Source organism: Bacillus sp. FSL K6-1560 (assembly GCF_038592935.1).
Lineage (GTDB): Bacteria > Bacillota > Bacilli > Bacillales > Bacillaceae > Bacillus > Bacillus subtilis.
Genome location: NZ_CP151946.1, coordinates 2,261,512 through 2,275,978, shown reverse-complemented (window position 1 = coordinate 2,275,978; position 14,467 = coordinate 2,261,512). Strand labels below are relative to the sequence as shown.

Annotated in this window: 17 protein-coding genes; 11 read left to right on the top strand and 6 right to left on the bottom strand. The window is 41.5% G+C overall.

Annotated elements, in window-relative coordinates:
* Nucleotides 1–21 precede the first annotated feature (21 nt).
* Both NYE22_RS12510 and sspO read right to left on the bottom strand, forming a co-directional pair.
* Nucleotides 22–168: a small acid-soluble spore protein P gene (locus NYE22_RS12510; protein ID WP_003221237.1), complete on the bottom strand. Its 147-nt coding sequence runs from the start codon at nucleotides 166–168 to the stop codon at nucleotides 22–24.
* A gap of 31 nt (nucleotides 169–199) precedes the next feature.
* Nucleotides 200–346 carry an acid-soluble spore protein SspO gene (gene sspO / locus NYE22_RS12505; protein WP_003244839.1) on the bottom strand — a complete coding sequence of 49 codons (147 nt, stop codon included), beginning with the start codon at nucleotides 344–346 and terminating at the stop codon, nucleotides 200–202.
* A 227-nt stretch (nucleotides 347–573) separates the two neighbouring features.
* On the opposite strand from sspO, the gene acnA reads away from it, so the two are divergent.
* The 7 genes from acnA to NYE22_RS12470 all read left to right on the top strand — a co-directional run bounded on the left by acnA (nucleotide 574) and on the right by NYE22_RS12470 (nucleotide 5,408).
* A complete protein-coding gene (acnA, locus tag NYE22_RS12500; RefSeq protein WP_021479772.1) occupies nucleotides 574–3,303 on the top strand; it encodes an aconitate hydratase AcnA in 2,730 nt (909 codons plus the stop codon).
* A gap of 71 nt (nucleotides 3,304–3,374) precedes the next feature.
* On the top strand, nucleotides 3,375–3,887 hold the full coding sequence (locus NYE22_RS12495) for a redoxin domain-containing protein (RefSeq protein WP_342411886.1): 513 nt from the start codon (nucleotides 3,375–3,377) through the stop codon (nucleotides 3,885–3,887).
* 80 nt (nucleotides 3,888–3,967) lie between these two features.
* Nucleotides 3,968–4,093 carry an FbpB family small basic protein gene (locus NYE22_RS12490; protein WP_041851057.1) on the top strand — a complete coding sequence of 42 codons (126 nt, stop codon included), beginning with the start codon at nucleotides 3,968–3,970 and terminating at the stop codon, nucleotides 4,091–4,093.
* Nucleotides 4,094–4,157: 64 nt separating this feature from the next.
* Nucleotides 4,158–4,304 (top strand): acid-soluble spore protein SspN, encoded by a 147-nt coding sequence (gene sspN, locus NYE22_RS12485; RefSeq protein ID WP_003231569.1) that lies wholly within the window; start codon nucleotides 4,158–4,160, stop codon nucleotides 4,302–4,304.
* A gap of 36 nt (nucleotides 4,305–4,340) precedes the next feature.
* On the top strand, nucleotides 4,341–4,592 hold the full coding sequence (gene tlp / locus NYE22_RS12480) for a small acid-soluble spore protein Tlp (protein WP_003231568.1): 252 nt from the start codon (nucleotides 4,341–4,343) through the stop codon (nucleotides 4,590–4,592).
* An 84-nt stretch (nucleotides 4,593–4,676) separates the two neighbouring features.
* Nucleotides 4,677–5,093, top strand: coding sequence for a YbgC/FadM family acyl-CoA thioesterase (locus NYE22_RS12475; RefSeq protein WP_017696516.1), 417 nt, complete (start codon nucleotides 4,677–4,679; stop codon nucleotides 5,091–5,093).
* 15 nt (nucleotides 5,094–5,108) lie between these two features.
* Entirely contained in the window at nucleotides 5,109–5,408 is a 300-nt protein-coding gene (locus tag NYE22_RS12470; RefSeq protein WP_024571429.1) for a hypothetical protein, read from the top strand.
* Nucleotides 5,409–5,438: 30 nt separating this feature from the next.
* On the opposite strand, the gene NYE22_RS12465 is transcribed toward NYE22_RS12470, so the two are convergent.
* Nucleotides 5,439–5,726: a HesB/YadR/YfhF family protein gene (locus tag NYE22_RS12465; RefSeq protein WP_003231562.1), complete on the bottom strand. Its 288-nt coding sequence runs from the start codon at nucleotides 5,724–5,726 to the stop codon at nucleotides 5,439–5,441.
* 87 nt (nucleotides 5,727–5,813) lie between these two features.
* Nucleotides 5,814–6,395 carry a glycerol-3-phosphate 1-O-acyltransferase PlsY gene (gene plsY / locus NYE22_RS12460; RefSeq protein WP_003231560.1) on the bottom strand — a complete coding sequence of 194 codons (582 nt, stop codon included), beginning with the start codon at nucleotides 6,393–6,395 and terminating at the stop codon, nucleotides 5,814–5,816.
* Nucleotides 6,396–6,564: 169 nt separating this feature from the next.
* Between plsY and NYE22_RS12455 the strand changes: the two genes are divergently transcribed.
* The 3 genes from NYE22_RS12455 to parC all read left to right on the top strand — a co-directional run bounded on the left by NYE22_RS12455 (nucleotide 6,565) and on the right by parC (nucleotide 11,762).
* Nucleotides 6,565–6,972, top strand: coding sequence for a CoA-binding protein (locus NYE22_RS12455; protein ID WP_003245606.1), 408 nt, complete (start codon nucleotides 6,565–6,567; stop codon nucleotides 6,970–6,972).
* 398 nt (nucleotides 6,973–7,370) lie between these two features.
* Nucleotides 7,371–9,338 (top strand): DNA topoisomerase IV subunit B, encoded by a 1,968-nt coding sequence (gene parE, locus NYE22_RS12450; RefSeq protein ID WP_014479944.1) that lies wholly within the window; start codon nucleotides 7,371–7,373, stop codon nucleotides 9,336–9,338.
* Between the two features lie 3 nt (nucleotides 9,339–9,341).
* A complete protein-coding gene (parC, locus tag NYE22_RS12445; protein WP_342411885.1) occupies nucleotides 9,342–11,762 on the top strand; it encodes a DNA topoisomerase IV subunit A in 2,421 nt (806 codons plus the stop codon).
* A 46-nt stretch (nucleotides 11,763–11,808) separates the two neighbouring features.
* Here the strand turns inward: parC and NYE22_RS12440 are convergent, their stop codons facing one another.
* A complete protein-coding gene (locus NYE22_RS12440) occupies nucleotides 11,809–11,934 on the bottom strand; it encodes a hypothetical protein (RefSeq protein WP_003231548.1) in 126 nt (41 codons plus the stop codon).
* 25 nt (nucleotides 11,935–11,959) lie between these two features.
* Nucleotides 11,960–12,313: a hypothetical protein gene (locus tag NYE22_RS12435; RefSeq protein WP_014476950.1), complete on the bottom strand. Its 354-nt coding sequence runs from the start codon at nucleotides 12,311–12,313 to the stop codon at nucleotides 11,960–11,962.
* 509 nt (nucleotides 12,314–12,822) lie between these two features.
* Here NYE22_RS12435 and NYE22_RS12430 point away from each other — a divergent pair.
* Nucleotides 12,823–14,220, top strand: coding sequence for an alanine/glycine:cation symporter family protein (locus NYE22_RS12430; RefSeq protein WP_342411884.1), 1,398 nt, complete (start codon nucleotides 12,823–12,825; stop codon nucleotides 14,218–14,220).
* Nucleotides 14,221–14,467: the final 247 nt, after the last annotated feature.

Here is a 14,467-nt window from a genome sequence, read left to right as displayed (position 1 = left end):
AGACACTAAGGTCTGCTTTTCTTACATATCATGGCTTGAGTTGTGCTTTTGTCTTGTATGGTTTCGGTTCTTTACTTTTTTGCTTCCGCTTAGAGGCTCAGGTTGGCCGGGATTGTGTCCTTTAGGGGCGTTTTTATGCATATCTTTACTTGTATTCTTATTGGTCATAAAATGAGAACCTCCTTAAAAGAGTTTGGTGTTATTGATTGGTTTTTCTTTTTTTGTTATTTTGGCGTTCTGCTTCAGTCAGTACAAGCTGGTCGTTTTCAATATAGCCGGCGCCTTTGCCTTGGCTTTTTGCGTCATTCATTCCGTTAATGACGTGATTCGCTTTTCTTTTGACCATCATTATCACCTCAATCATAATATGGCTCCTTTTATTGTGTTATATGAGAGAGCGTAAACAGTAAAAATTACCGGTACATTTTTCTCATAAGTCGAACTTATTGTATTTAATAAAAACATTGATATTTACTTATGTATGATTTTGTTTTAATATGAAATTGTGAGAAAATTGTGATGGAATGTAATGTTCATCTGAGAATGATCTGATCTGAAGGGGGATTTTGGAGAATGGCAAACGAGCAAAAAACTGCAGCAAAAGACGTTTTCCAAGCGAGAAAAACGTTTACTACAAATGGGAAAACATATCATTACTACTCTTTAAAAGCGTTAGAAGATTCAGGTATCGGAAAGGTTTCGAAGCTTCCTTATTCCATCAAAGTTCTTTTAGAATCAGTATTGCGTCAAGTTGACGGCTTCGTTATCAAAAAAGAACACGTGGAAAATTTGGCAAAATGGGGAACTGCCGAATTAAAGGATATCGACGTTCCGTTCAAACCGTCTCGTGTTATTTTACAAGACTTCACAGGGGTTCCGGCAGTAGTAGATCTGGCTTCACTGCGTAAAGCAATGGCAGCTGTCGGCGGAGATCCTGATAAAATCAACCCTGAAATTCCTGTTGATCTCGTTATCGACCACTCTGTACAGGTAGATAAAGCGGGTACAGAAGATGCATTAGCAGTAAATATGGACTTGGAATTCGAGAGAAATGCAGAGCGCTACAAATTTTTAAGCTGGGCAAAGAAAGCGTTTAACAATTATCAGGCAGTGCCGCCTGCAACAGGTATTGTGCACCAGGTCAACCTTGAGTTCTTGGCAAGTGTTGTCCATGCCATTGAAGAAGACGGCGAGCTTGTAACGTATCCTGATACGCTTGTCGGAACAGACTCACACACAACAATGATTAACGGTATCGGTGTTCTCGGCTGGGGTGTCGGTGGAATTGAAGCTGAAGCGGGAATGCTTGGACAGCCTTCTTACTTCCCAGTTCCAGAGGTAATCGGCGCGAAACTTGTCGGCAAGCTTCCAAACGGAACAACAGCTACTGACTTGGCGTTAAAAGTAACACAAGTGCTGCGTGAAAAAGGCGTTGTCGGTAAATTTGTTGAATTCTTCGGACCGGGAATTGCTGAACTGCCGCTTGCAGATCGCGCAACAATTGCGAATATGGCTCCGGAATACGGTGCTACATGCGGATTCTTCCCAGTAGATGAAGAAGCGCTTAACTACCTGCGCCTGACTGGCCGTGATCCTGAACATATTGATGTTGTTGAAGCATACTGCAGAAGCAATGGCTTGTTCTACACTCCAGATGCGGAAGACCCTCAATTTACTGATGTGGTTGAAATTGACCTGTCTCAAATTGAAGCAAACTTATCGGGTCCAAAGCGTCCTCAGGATTTGATCCCGCTATCTGCTATGCAGGAAACGTTTAAAAAGCACTTAGTCAGCCCTGCAGGTAACCAAGGATTCGGTTTAAATGCTGAGGAAGAAAATAAAGAAATTAAGTTTAAACTCCTTAACGGTGAAGAAACAGTTATGAAAACGGGTGCGATCGCCATTGCTGCGATTACAAGCTGCACAAATACATCAAACCCATACGTTCTGATCGGCGCCGGACTGGTAGCGAAAAAAGCGGTTGAGTTAGGGCTTAAGGTGCCTAATTACGTGAAAACGTCACTTGCACCGGGTTCTAAAGTTGTTACAGGATATCTTGTGAATTCAGGCCTTCTTCCATACATGAAAGAGCTTGGCTTTAACCTCGTTGGGTACGGCTGTACAACATGTATCGGGAACTCAGGTCCGCTTTCACCGGAAATCGAAGAAGCGGTTGCGAAAAATGATCTTCTGATTACGTCTGTCCTTTCCGGAAACCGTAACTTTGAAGGACGTATTCACCCGCTTGTTAAAGGCAACTATCTTGCTTCACCGCCGCTTGTTGTGGCATATGCGCTGGCTGGAACGGTAAACATTAACTTGAAAACCGATCCAATTGGTGTGGGCAAGGATGGTCAAAACGTATACTTTAATGATATTTGGCCGTCAATGGACGAAATCAATGCACTTGTTAAGCAAACTGTTACGCCAGAGCTATTCCGCAAAGAGTATGAAACAGTATTTGATGACAACAAGCGCTGGAACGAAATTGAAACAACAGATGAAGCTTTATATAAATGGGATAGCGAGTCAACTTACATTCAAAATCCGCCATTCTTCGAAGAAATGTCTGTTGAGCCAGGCAAGGTTGAACCATTAAAAGGTTTGCGTGTTGTCGGTAAATTCGGCGATTCAGTCACAACTGACCATATTTCTCCTGCGGGGGCAATCGGAAAAGATACGCCTGCCGGAAAGTACTTGCAAGAAAAAGGTGTTTCTCCTCGTGACTTTAACTCCTACGGTTCCCGCCGCGGAAACCATGAAGTCATGATGAGAGGAACATTTGCAAACATTCGCATCAAAAACCAAATTGCACCGGGTACAGAAGGCGGATTTACAACGTACTGGCCGACTGGTGAAGTAACATCCATCTATGATGCGTGCATGAAATACAAAGAAGATAAAACTGGTCTTGTTGTATTAGCAGGAAAAGACTATGGTATGGGATCTTCACGTGACTGGGCTGCAAAAGGAACAAACCTTCTCGGCATCAGAACGGTCATTGCAGAGAGCTTCGAAAGAATTCACAGAAGCAACCTTGTATTCATGGGTGTGCTGCCGCTTCAGTTTAAACAAGGTGAAAATGCGGATACACTCGGCTTAACGGGTAAAGAAGTCATTGAGGTAGATGTTGATGAAACAGTTCGTCCTCGTGACCTTGTGACTGTAAGAGCAATCAATGAAGACGGCAATGTAACAACTTTTGAAGCAGTCGTACGCTTTGATAGTGAAGTTGAAATTGATTACTACCGCCATGGCGGCATCCTTCAAATGGTGCTTCGTGAAAAAATGAAGCAGTCCTGATGAATCAATAGGAAGAGAAGGCATTTCGCTTTCTCTTCTTTTTATGACACAATGTGCTGCGGAGGTGGCATATGCTGAAAAAATGGCTCGCAGGGATCCTGCTTATCATGCTTGCCGGTTATATGGGATGGAATTTATATCAAACATACAGCAAAAAAGAAGTCGGAATTCAAGAGGGGAAACAAGCACCTGATTTTTCTTTGAAAACGCTGTCAGGAGAGAAAAGCTCTTTACAGGATGCAAAAGGCAAAAAAGTGCTGCTCAATTTTTGGGCAACTTGGTGTAAGCCGTGCCGTCAGGAAATGCCTGCGATGGAAAAGCTGCAAAAAGAGTACGCCGACAAACTTGCGGTTGTTGCGGTAAATTTCACTTCAGCTGAGAAAAGTGAGAAACAGGTCAGAGCGTTTGCTGATACTTATGATTTAACGTTCCCCATACTGATTGATAAAAAAGGGATCAATGCTGACTATAACGTGATGTCATATCCAACGACATATATCTTAGATGAAAAAGGTGTTATCCAAGACATACACGTTGGCACCATGACAAAAAAAGAAATGAAACGAAAACTGGATCTTGATTAGATTCAGTTTTTTTTATGCTTAAATATGCTTACAAGTTTTCAGAATTGGAAAAAATAAAAGAATATGCGGAGGTGAAAAGCGTGAAGAAGATGAGAAAACGTTCTTTTCATGAGCTCGTCATGGAAAACAAAAAAGAGCTGATGACCAATACAGAGTTTTTAAATCAGCTTGAGGAAAAGCTTGAACAGCGATTTAAGCAAAAATAACCTTTAATTTGTATTCATGTTTACCCCTCCTTTTGAGAAACCTATCTGTTGAGGAGGGATAAACATGGGAAACAACAAGAAAAACGGTCAGCCTCAATATGCTCCAAGCCACTTGGGTACAAAGCCTGTAAAATATAAAGCCAATAAAGGGGAAAAAATGCATGATACTTCAGGTCAGCGGCCGATCATCATGCAGACAAAAGGCGAGTAGCGAAAAATCGAGTTTATTTCTAGGAGGTACATCCGAATGACAAAGAACCAAAATCAATATCAGCAGCCTAATCCTGATGATCGCTCTGACAATGTGGAAAAATTGCAGGATATGGTTCAAAATACAATTGAAAATATAGAAGAAGCAGAAGCATCAATGGAGTTTGCTTCAGGAGAAGATAAACAGCGTATCAAAGAAAAAAATGCAAGACGCGAACAGAGCATTGAAGCGTTTCGTAATGAAATACAGGACGAATCTGCAGCGAGACAGAACGGATACCGTTCTTAAAAAACCAGGGAAACCTGGTTTTTTTCTTTCTGATTTGATTATGGTAAAATGGGGCTAAATTGACGTTAAGGGAGCAGAGTAATCTTGCATGTATCAAAAAAAGAAATAGAAGTGCGTTACGCAGAAACAGATCAAATGGGAATTGTCTATCACGCAAATTATCTTGTGTGGATGGAGGTCGGCAGAACGGCCTTAATTAAGGACTTAGGCTTTTTATATAGTGATATGGAAAAAAGAGGCGTTCTGTCCCCAGTCGTTGATATCAACATTTCCTATAAAAAGCCGCTTCATTACGGAGAAACCGCGGTTGTACATACATGGATAGAGGAATATAACGGCTTTAAAACCGTCTATGGTTATCACATTTATAATCCGGCCGGTGAGCTTTCCATCAAAGCCACCTCATCTCATATTTGTGTGGATAAAGAAAGCTTTAAGCCAATTCAATTCCGCAAAGCTTTTCCTGATTGGCACACAGCATATGAAAAGGCCAAAAAATAGGGAAGTGAACGGGATATGGCGTTTGGTGTGAAACGGGAGGAACTTAACCGGTGGAAACAAGCAGTGAAAAGAGGAGAAATCGCATTTTTAACACATTACTGGCTGGATGACCGATTTCCAGAAGCAAGGACTGTGACAAAAGCCGGCTGTGCAGACATTGATAAGCTGGTTCAGTGGGGAGCGGCGTACGGGTTAAAAAAAGAATGGATCCATAAGAAAAGTGAATTTCCTCACTTTGATCTGCTGGGTGAAACACAAAAATATATTTTGGAACAAGAAAACCTAACCGATCATCTTATACGATTTCATTTGTAAAAAAAGAACGCACATGATGTGCGTTCTTTTTTATTGGTATTCAAAAACCGGTTCATCAGCGTCTTCTGAATAGCTGACGAGAAGGTCGTGGTTATCAAAGTACCATAAATCACTTTCTTCAATAAAGAAGGTAATGCCGTCAGCTTCTGCAGTGACTCCAGCCTCTTGTGGGGCATCTTTCGCTACACCGAGAGAAAAACCCTTTTGAACGTTGCTGCAGCCTCCATAGCGCACGAAAAAGCGAACCTGGTCTCCGCTTTCCAAATCGAGTTCTTCTTTATACCAGTTCAATGCGTCTTCGTTAATTGTCATATTCATAACAGAACACCCCTTTGTTCTTCATTTGAATTTTCTCTATTATAAACGTATTAGGCTATTCTGTGTCAAAAGAGAAGTTTTTTAAGCTTATAACCATTTTACTTTAGGTTCTGTTTTATTGATAATTCGTTTAATGTTCGCTCGGTGTCTGTATATGACAAAAATAGTGAGCAGGGTAACGACAATCAATAAATACGTATCATGGACAAAGAAACTATATATAACAGTATAGATCCCTGTTAACATCGATGAGAGAGAAACAAATTTAGTCAAGTATAAAAAGATGAAGAATACCGCAACCATCGTGATAAATAACAGGGGTGCGTAAAACAGCAAAACGCCTCCTGATGTCGCCACGGCTTTACCGCCTTTAAATTTGGCGAAGATGGGAAACACGTGGCCTAAAACAGCAAAGACTCCTGCAAGAAGCGGGTGAATATCAACATGCATGAGAAAAGGCAATGCAGTTGCCAGTGTCCCTTTCAAAATATCTCCGGCTATGACAACCGAACCAGCTTTTACACCCAATGTACGGAATGCATTGGTAGCGCCTAAGTTGCCGCTTCCGTGCTCCCGAATATCAATTCCCTTGGCAAGCTTGCCCACAATTAAGCCAGATGGAATGCTGCCTATCAAGTAGGCCAAAATAATCAATAAAGCAATTAACATCTACATTTCTCCTTTTTCAAATTCCCTTCTTTTTATTTTAACATGAGATGTCATGATCTGATGATAAGTTTTTTTGTAAAGTTTGCTTACAAATCCAATCAAACATGCATCATATTTTGATTTCTCCTGTTTTGATCGTGTAAAATAAGTGGAAAAGGAGTGACATACGATGCAAAACCCTTCTAAAGCGGAAATTAAAGAGATTCTTCAAAGAAGCAAACGTATAGCCGTAGTAGGGCTTTCAGACCGTCCGGATAGAACGTCACATATGGTTTCAAAAGCAATGCAGGACGCGGGTTATGAAATTATCCCTGTGAACCCGACAATTGATGAGGCGCTAGGTGTCAAAGCCGTTTCATCTTTAAAAGAGATTGACGGTCCGATTGACATCGTAAATGTATTCCGGCGCTCAGAACAGCTTCCTGGAGTGGCGGAAGAGTTTTTAGAGACAGATGCGCCAGTATTTTGGGCACAGCAAGGGCTAGTTAATGAGGAAGCATACCAGATGCTAAAAGAAAAAGGCAGAACGGTTATCATGGATCTGTGCATAAAAGTGGCACACGCTGTAACAAAATAGGTGCAGAACTGCAAAAATCCTTGTAAATTCAAGGATTTTTGCTTTTTAATTTTAAGATATTGTTTGCGTATTACGGTGAAACAGATACAATAAAGCTTGAACAGCTTTTTTTGAATACCTTGTCCAGCTGGGTTTGGCCGTTCGATTTGCGAAGGTCTGCTGCTTTATATATAATAAACAAACATACGTTCTCATAGTGTAAATACAGCACTAGCCGATGTTTTGAGAAGAACTGATTCGTTAGCTCTATGTTGCGATTGCAAACATATTGGTTATAATGAGGAGTCCAAGGCAGTACTGGCTCGAGGCGAGGTTTATAAAAAATATCTTATATACAAATGATGTGTAACACTGAAAAAGAGAAAGACAATGTTAGTTTTTGAAAGGGGTTTGTACGTTTGGCTAGAAAACAGCAATTTGATTACAACGAAGATGCCATACAGGTGCTCGAAGGCCTTGAGGCTGTCAGGAAAAGGCCGGGTATGTATATTGGCTCTACTGACGCGCGAGGTTTGCACCACTTGGTTTATGAAATTGTAGATAACTCTGTCGACGAGGTGCTTGCCGGCCATGGAGATCACATAATCGTCAAAATACATAAAGACAATAGTATTTCTGTACAGGATAGAGGCCGCGGCATGCCGACCGGAATGCATAAGCTCGGCAAACCAACCCCTGAAGTGATTTTAACGGTGCTTCATGCCGGAGGAAAATTCGGCCAAGGCGGCTATAAGACAAGCGGCGGGCTCCACGGAGTTGGTGCATCAGTCGTGAATGCTTTATCTGAATGGCTGACGGTTACCATTGAGCGGGACGGTTTTGTCTATCAGCAGCGATTTGAAAATGGAGGAAAACCGGTTACATCTCTCGAAAAGATCGGCAAAACAAAAAAGACGGGAACTCTTACACACTTTAAGCCAGATCCAACGATGTTCAGCACAACCACTTATAATTTTGAAACGCTCTCTGAGCGCTTAAGAGAGTCTGCGTTTTTGTTAAAAGGATTGAAAATTGAGCTGATTGATGAACGCAATGACCAGCATGAGGTCTTTTATTATGAAAACGGCATAGAAGCGTTTGTTGCTTATTTAAATGAAGAAAAAGACGTCTTGTCTGAAGTGGTCTCGTTTGAGGGTGAGCATCATTCTATAGAAGTGGACTTTGCGTTCCAGTTTAACGATGGTTATTCTGAAAATATTTTGTCGTTTGTCAACAATGTCAGAACAAAAGACGGCGGGACGCATGAGTCAGGTGCAAAAACTGCGATGACGCGTGCTTTTAATGAATATGCACGAAAAGTGGCTTTGCTGAAAGAAAAGGATAAGAACCTTGAAGGCACCGATATAAGGGAAGGGCTTTCAGCCATTATTTCTGTCCGCATTCCTGAGGAGCTTCTTCAATTTGAGGGACAAACAAAAGGAAAGCTCGGTACCAGTGAAGCAAGATCAGCGGTTGATGCGATTGTTTCAGAGCAGCTTGCTTACTTTTTAGAGGAAAATCGGGACACCGCAACGCTTCTTGTCAAAAAAGCAATCAAGGCGAGTCAGGCGCGCGAAGCGGCACGCAAAGCCCGTGAAGAAGCAAGAAGCGGCAAAAAACGAAAAAAATCAGAAGCGACTTTAAGCGGAAAGCTGACGCCTGCGGGTTCAAGAAACCCGGCAAAAAATGAATTGTATCTCGTTGAGGGAGATTCAGCAGGCGGGTCAGCCAAACAGGGAAGAGACCGCAGATTCCAAGCGGTTCTGCCTTTACGCGGTAAAGTTATTAATACAGAAAAAGCTAAGCTTGCTGATATCTTTAAAAATGAAGAGATCAATACGATCATTCATGCGATCGGCGGGGGAGTCGGAGCAGATTTCTCAATCGATGACATCAACTACGACAAAATCATCATAATGACCGATGCCGATACTGACGGCGCCCATATTCAAGTGCTGCTTCTTACCTTTTTCTATCGCTATATGAAACCGCTCATTGAGCATGGCAAGGTGTTCATTGCGCTGCCACCTTTATATAAGGTCAGTAAAGGAAGCGGGAAGAAGGAAATCATTGAATATGCATGGTCTGATGAAGAGATGGGTGATGTCCTGAAAAAAGTCGGCAAAGGCTATACCATTCAACGATATAAGGGTCTTGGAGAGATGAACGCAGACCAGCTGTGGGAAACGACGATGAATCCGGAGTCCCGCACACTTGTTAGGGTCAAAATTGACGATGCGGCACGTGTAGAGAGACGTGTAACGACGTTAATGGGAGACAAAGTAGAGCCGCGCAGAAAGTGGATTGAGAAAAACGTCGCTTTCGGCTTAGATGAAGAAAGCAATATTTTAGAAAATGAAAACTTATCGGTCGCTGAGGAGGTTTAATGATTGTCACAGCCAGAATTATTTCATGATTTACCATTAGAAGAGGTGATCGGCGACCGTTTTGGACGCTACAGTAAATATATTATTCAAGACAGGGCGCTGCCCGATGCGAGAGACGGATTAAAGCCGGTACAGCGCAGAATTCTGTATGCAATGCATACAGATGGAAACACGTTTGATAAAAACTTCAGAAAAGCGGCCAAAACGGTCGGTAACGTCATCGGTAACTATCATCCGCACGGTGACAGCTCGGTTTATGAAGCAATGGTGCGGATGAGCCAGGATTGGAAAGTTCGTAATGTGTTAATCGAAATGCATGGAAACAATGGAAGTATCGACGGAGATCCCCCGGCAGCCATGCGTTATACAGAGGCACGATTATCTCCGATTGCATCTGAGCTTCTTCGGGATATTGACAAAAACACGGTTGAATTTGTGCCGAACTTCGATGATACAAGCAAGGAGCCTGTCGTACTCCCGGCGATGTTTCCTAACCTATTGGTCAACGGATCTACCGGGATTTCAGCAGGATACGCGACCGACATTCCCCCTCATCATCTGGGAGAAGTCATTGATGCTGTCATTAAGCGTATTCAAATGCCATCTTGCTCTGTTGATGAACTTATGGAAGTCATTAAAGGGCCTGATTTTCCGACAGGCGGTATTATTCAGGGCGTTGACGGGATAAGAAAAGCTTACGAAACCGGAAAAGGAAAAATCATTATCCGCGGAAAGGCTGAAATTGAAACAATCAGAGGCGGACGAGAACAAATTGTCATTACTGAAATTCCATTTGAAGTAAATAAAGCAAACCTTGTAAAAAAAATGGACGAGTTCCGTATTGATAAAAAGGTTGAAGGCATCTCAGAGGTTCGTGATGAAACGGATCGAACAGGGCTGAGAGTGGTCATTGAACTGAAAAAAGAAGCTGATGCCAAAGGCATTTTGAATTTCTTATACAAAAATACTGATTTGCAGATCACATATAACTTCAATATGGTGGCTATCCATAACCGCCGTCCGATGCTGATGAGCCTGCCGTCTATTTTGGATGCATATATCGGACACCAAAAGGAAGTTGTCACAAACCGGTCTGTTTACGAGCTTCAAAAAGCAAAAGACAGACATCATATCGTAGAAGGGCTCATGAAAGCTTTGTCTATTTTGGATGAAGTGATTGCAACAATCCGTTCTTCTAGCGATAAACGTGACGCTAAAAACAATTTGATCGCGAAATATGAATTTACGGAGCCTCAGGCTGAAGCCATCGTGTCATTGCAGCTATATCGTTTAACCAATACAGATATTACAGCGCTTAAGGAAGAGGCAGAAGAGCTCGGTAAAAAAATTGAAGAGCTCGAATCTATTCTGAGCAATGATAAAAAACTGCTAAAAGTGATTACAAACAGCTTAAAAGCACTGAAAAAGAAATATGCAGATACGAGACGCTCCGTGATTGAAGAAAAAATTGAGGAAATTAAAATCAATCTCGAAGTCATGGTTGCATCTGAGGATGTATATGTAACCGTTACGAAGGATGGTTACCTAAAACGGACGAGCCAGCGCTCATTTGCCGCTTCCAACGGACAGGACTTCGGAATGAAAGATACGGACAGGATGCTGCATCAGTTTGAAATGAATACGACAGACGTGCTGCTGCTCTTTACGAACAAAGGAAGCTACATCTATTGTCCTGTTCACCAGCTGCCTGATATCAGATGGAAGGACATGGGCCAGCATTTTTCAAATCTGATCACTATTGACCGTGATGAAACGATTGTAAAGGCCATACCGATAAAAGAATTTGATCCGTCGGCATATCTTCTATTCTTTACGAAAAACGGCATGGTGAAAAAGACAGAGCTCACCCATTATAAAGCACAGCGTTATTCTAAGGCGCTTGTAGCCTTAAATCTGAAGGGTGAAGATGAACTGATTGATGTACATGTAACAAATGGGGAAAGCCAGATCTTTATCGCCACTCACTTAGGGTACGGCCTATGGTTTGGAGAAGACGAAGTGAATGTAGTTGGCGCGCGTGCGGCAGGTGTCAAAGGGATTAACTTAAAAGAGGATGACTTTGTTGTCTCCGGTGAGATCCTTAAGCAATCTGATTCAATTGTCTTGTTCACACAGCGGGGAGCGGTAAAACGCATGAGTCTTTCTGAGTTCGAGAAGACATCCCGTGCAAAACGCGGTGTCGTAATGCTAAGGGAACTGAAAAAGAATCCTCACCGTGTTGTAGCACTGTTCGCTTGCGGTCTTGAACAGCGGCTAATGGCAGAAACAGAAAAAGGCGACAGAAAAGAACTGCAGGCAAAAGAGTTGCGGACAAACGACAGATACAGCAATGGCTCTTTCTTTTTTGATGAAGAGGAATCAGGTAAGGTTACAGCTGTTTGGCGCCTTCATACAGAACAATAATAAAAAACCCGCTCATACTATATGAGCGGGTTTCGTTTGTTTTTTATCAGCTTTCATGGTTGGTGAATAGATCTGTTACCGCATGAATGACTTCAATTCCCTGCCATACAAATAAATTTAGCGCTGTGAAAGAGAATAAGCCTAAAATCACCATTCTTAAGATAAACAACATGTTAAACAGCCTCCTCATATTTTCGTTACATAATCGGGTGATGTTGAACATGAAGTTTGCCGAAATAAGACGATTGATAAAATTTGGCCAGTATAAAGCTTTTTTTCCGCTGACGTCTGCGGGAGTATCCCGTACTTTTGCTTTCAGCGGTCAGCAGCAGAACAGCCATTGCCCATAAAGCGGTCAGTGTAAATGCCCCTGTGATGGATTTCTTCTCATCATCAGCATTTTGGCCGGCTTTCATTTCATGCATTTCCTGCTGGTCGGCTACGGCTTTATAATGATGGCCGATATCAAAGGCGTGGGGAATTGAGAGCAAATGAAAACTGGCAATCGCCAAGAATAAGATGGATGCTTTCAATATCGTTACTTTTTTCAAATGATCTCCCCCTCCTTTAATATTACTGAATATTTTTATAATAATACCCCAATCCATCCTAAAAGTAAACCTGATTTATTAAATTTAAAAATAAATTTCACTTTGTTAAGTATATATCTTTTTACTTATCTTTGAAAGAGAAACATTCTTTTTTTAGTGTATGTATACCCGATTTATGTTGTGAATAAAAGCATATTTTAGATGATATGTTTGTTGTTTAGGGTTTATTACTTTATTTAAGAGCTAAATCATAGGGAAGGCAAGAGAATGGGAAGAAATGATTACATTGTTAATAGGGTACTCTTTTTTTAAAGCCAGCTTGCAAGGAATGTTTTTATTCGTAGGAAAATAATAGAGAAGGGGTCGACAGAGTAACATCTGGCTATGACAATATTCTTCTCGAAAAAACTTCCTAATTCGTCATATTGTGATATAATAAAACTCGTTATGTTAAAAAATCTAACATCAAAATCGAATTCGTATTGAATTGATGAAAACGGGAGGTAAATATGGAGTCTTTTTTCAATAGTTTGATTAATATTCCAAGTGATTTCATCTGGAAATACCTATTTTATATTTTAATAGGGCTTGGATTATTTTTTACCATACGTTTTGGTTTTATCCAATTCCGTTACTTTATTGAAATGTTCAGAATAGTAGGGGAGAAGCCGGAAGGAAATAAAGGTGTTTCATCTATGCAGGCATTCTTTATTTCGGCCGCATCCCGAGTCGGTACAGGGAATTTGACTGGTGTCGCCTTAGCAATTGCGACAGGCGGACCAGGCGCTGTATTTTGGATGTGGGTAGTGGCTGCAGTAGGTATGGCTTCAAGCTTTGTTGAGAGTACGTTAGCGCAGCTTTATAAGGTGAGAGACGGGGAGGATTTCCGCGGAGGGCCGGCCTACTATATTCAAAAGGGTCTTGGTGCCAGATGGCTTGGCATCGTGTTTGCAATCTTAATTACCGTCTCATTCGGCTTGATTTTTAACGCTGTTCAAACAAATACAATTGCTGGAGCATTGGATGGCGCATTCCATGTAAATAAAATAGTTGTAGCCATAGTTCTGGGGGTTTTAACTGCGTTTATCATTTTCGGCGGTTTAAAACGTGTTGTCGCTGTTTCACAGCTAATTGTGCCGGTTATGGCAGGCATTTATATTCTTATCGCTTTATTTGTTGTCATCACGAATATTACGGCTTTCCCTGGCGTTATCGCTACAATTGTTAAAAATGCTTTAGGTTTTGAACAAGTCGTCGGCGGCGGAATAGGCGGCATCATCGTTATCGGTGCGCAACGCGGACTTTTTTCAAACGAAGCAGGAATGGGGAGCGCACCAAACGCGGCTGCGACGGCTCATGTATCCCATCCGGCAAAGCAAGGCTTTATTCAAACATTAGGTGTATTTTTCGATACATTTATCATATGTACGTCCACAGCATTTATTATTTTGCTGTACAGTGTAACACCAAAAGGCGACGGCATCCAAGTAACACAGGCTGCTCTTAACCATCATATTGGAGGCTGGGCGCCGACTTTCATCGCAGTCGCAATGTTCTTGTTTGCATTCAGTTCAGTTGTCGGCAACTATTATTATGGCGAGACAAACATTGAATTTATTAAAACAAGCAAAACATGGCTGAACATTTACCGTATCGCTGTAATTGCTATGGTTGTGTATGGATCTTTATCAGGCTTCCAAATCGTTTGGGATATGGCGGACCTCTTTATGGGTATCATGGCGCTGATCAACTTAATTGTGATTACGCTGCTGTCAAACGTTGCTTACAAAGTGTATAAAGATTACGCGAAACAGCGTAAGCAAGGACTTGATCCTGTGTTTAAAGCGAAAAACATCCCAGGGCTGAAAAACGCTGAAACATGGGAAGATGAGAAACAAGAAGCATAATATAAATATAAAACAAAGCTGCATTCAATAGTTGAATGCAGCTTTTTCATTATTGGAAATAAATTTAATTTTTCGACTCGAATGAAAAATGACGTGTAAAGTCCCAATTCAGTCCAGTTTTCTTTGTTCTATATGTGTCATGTGTGTCTTATTCAATGGAGATAGAGTAAATTGACAGGCTTTTAAACCTCCCAAAAACAAGAAATTAGGTTGATAGACAATCATGAGAAAGATTTTTACAATGAGT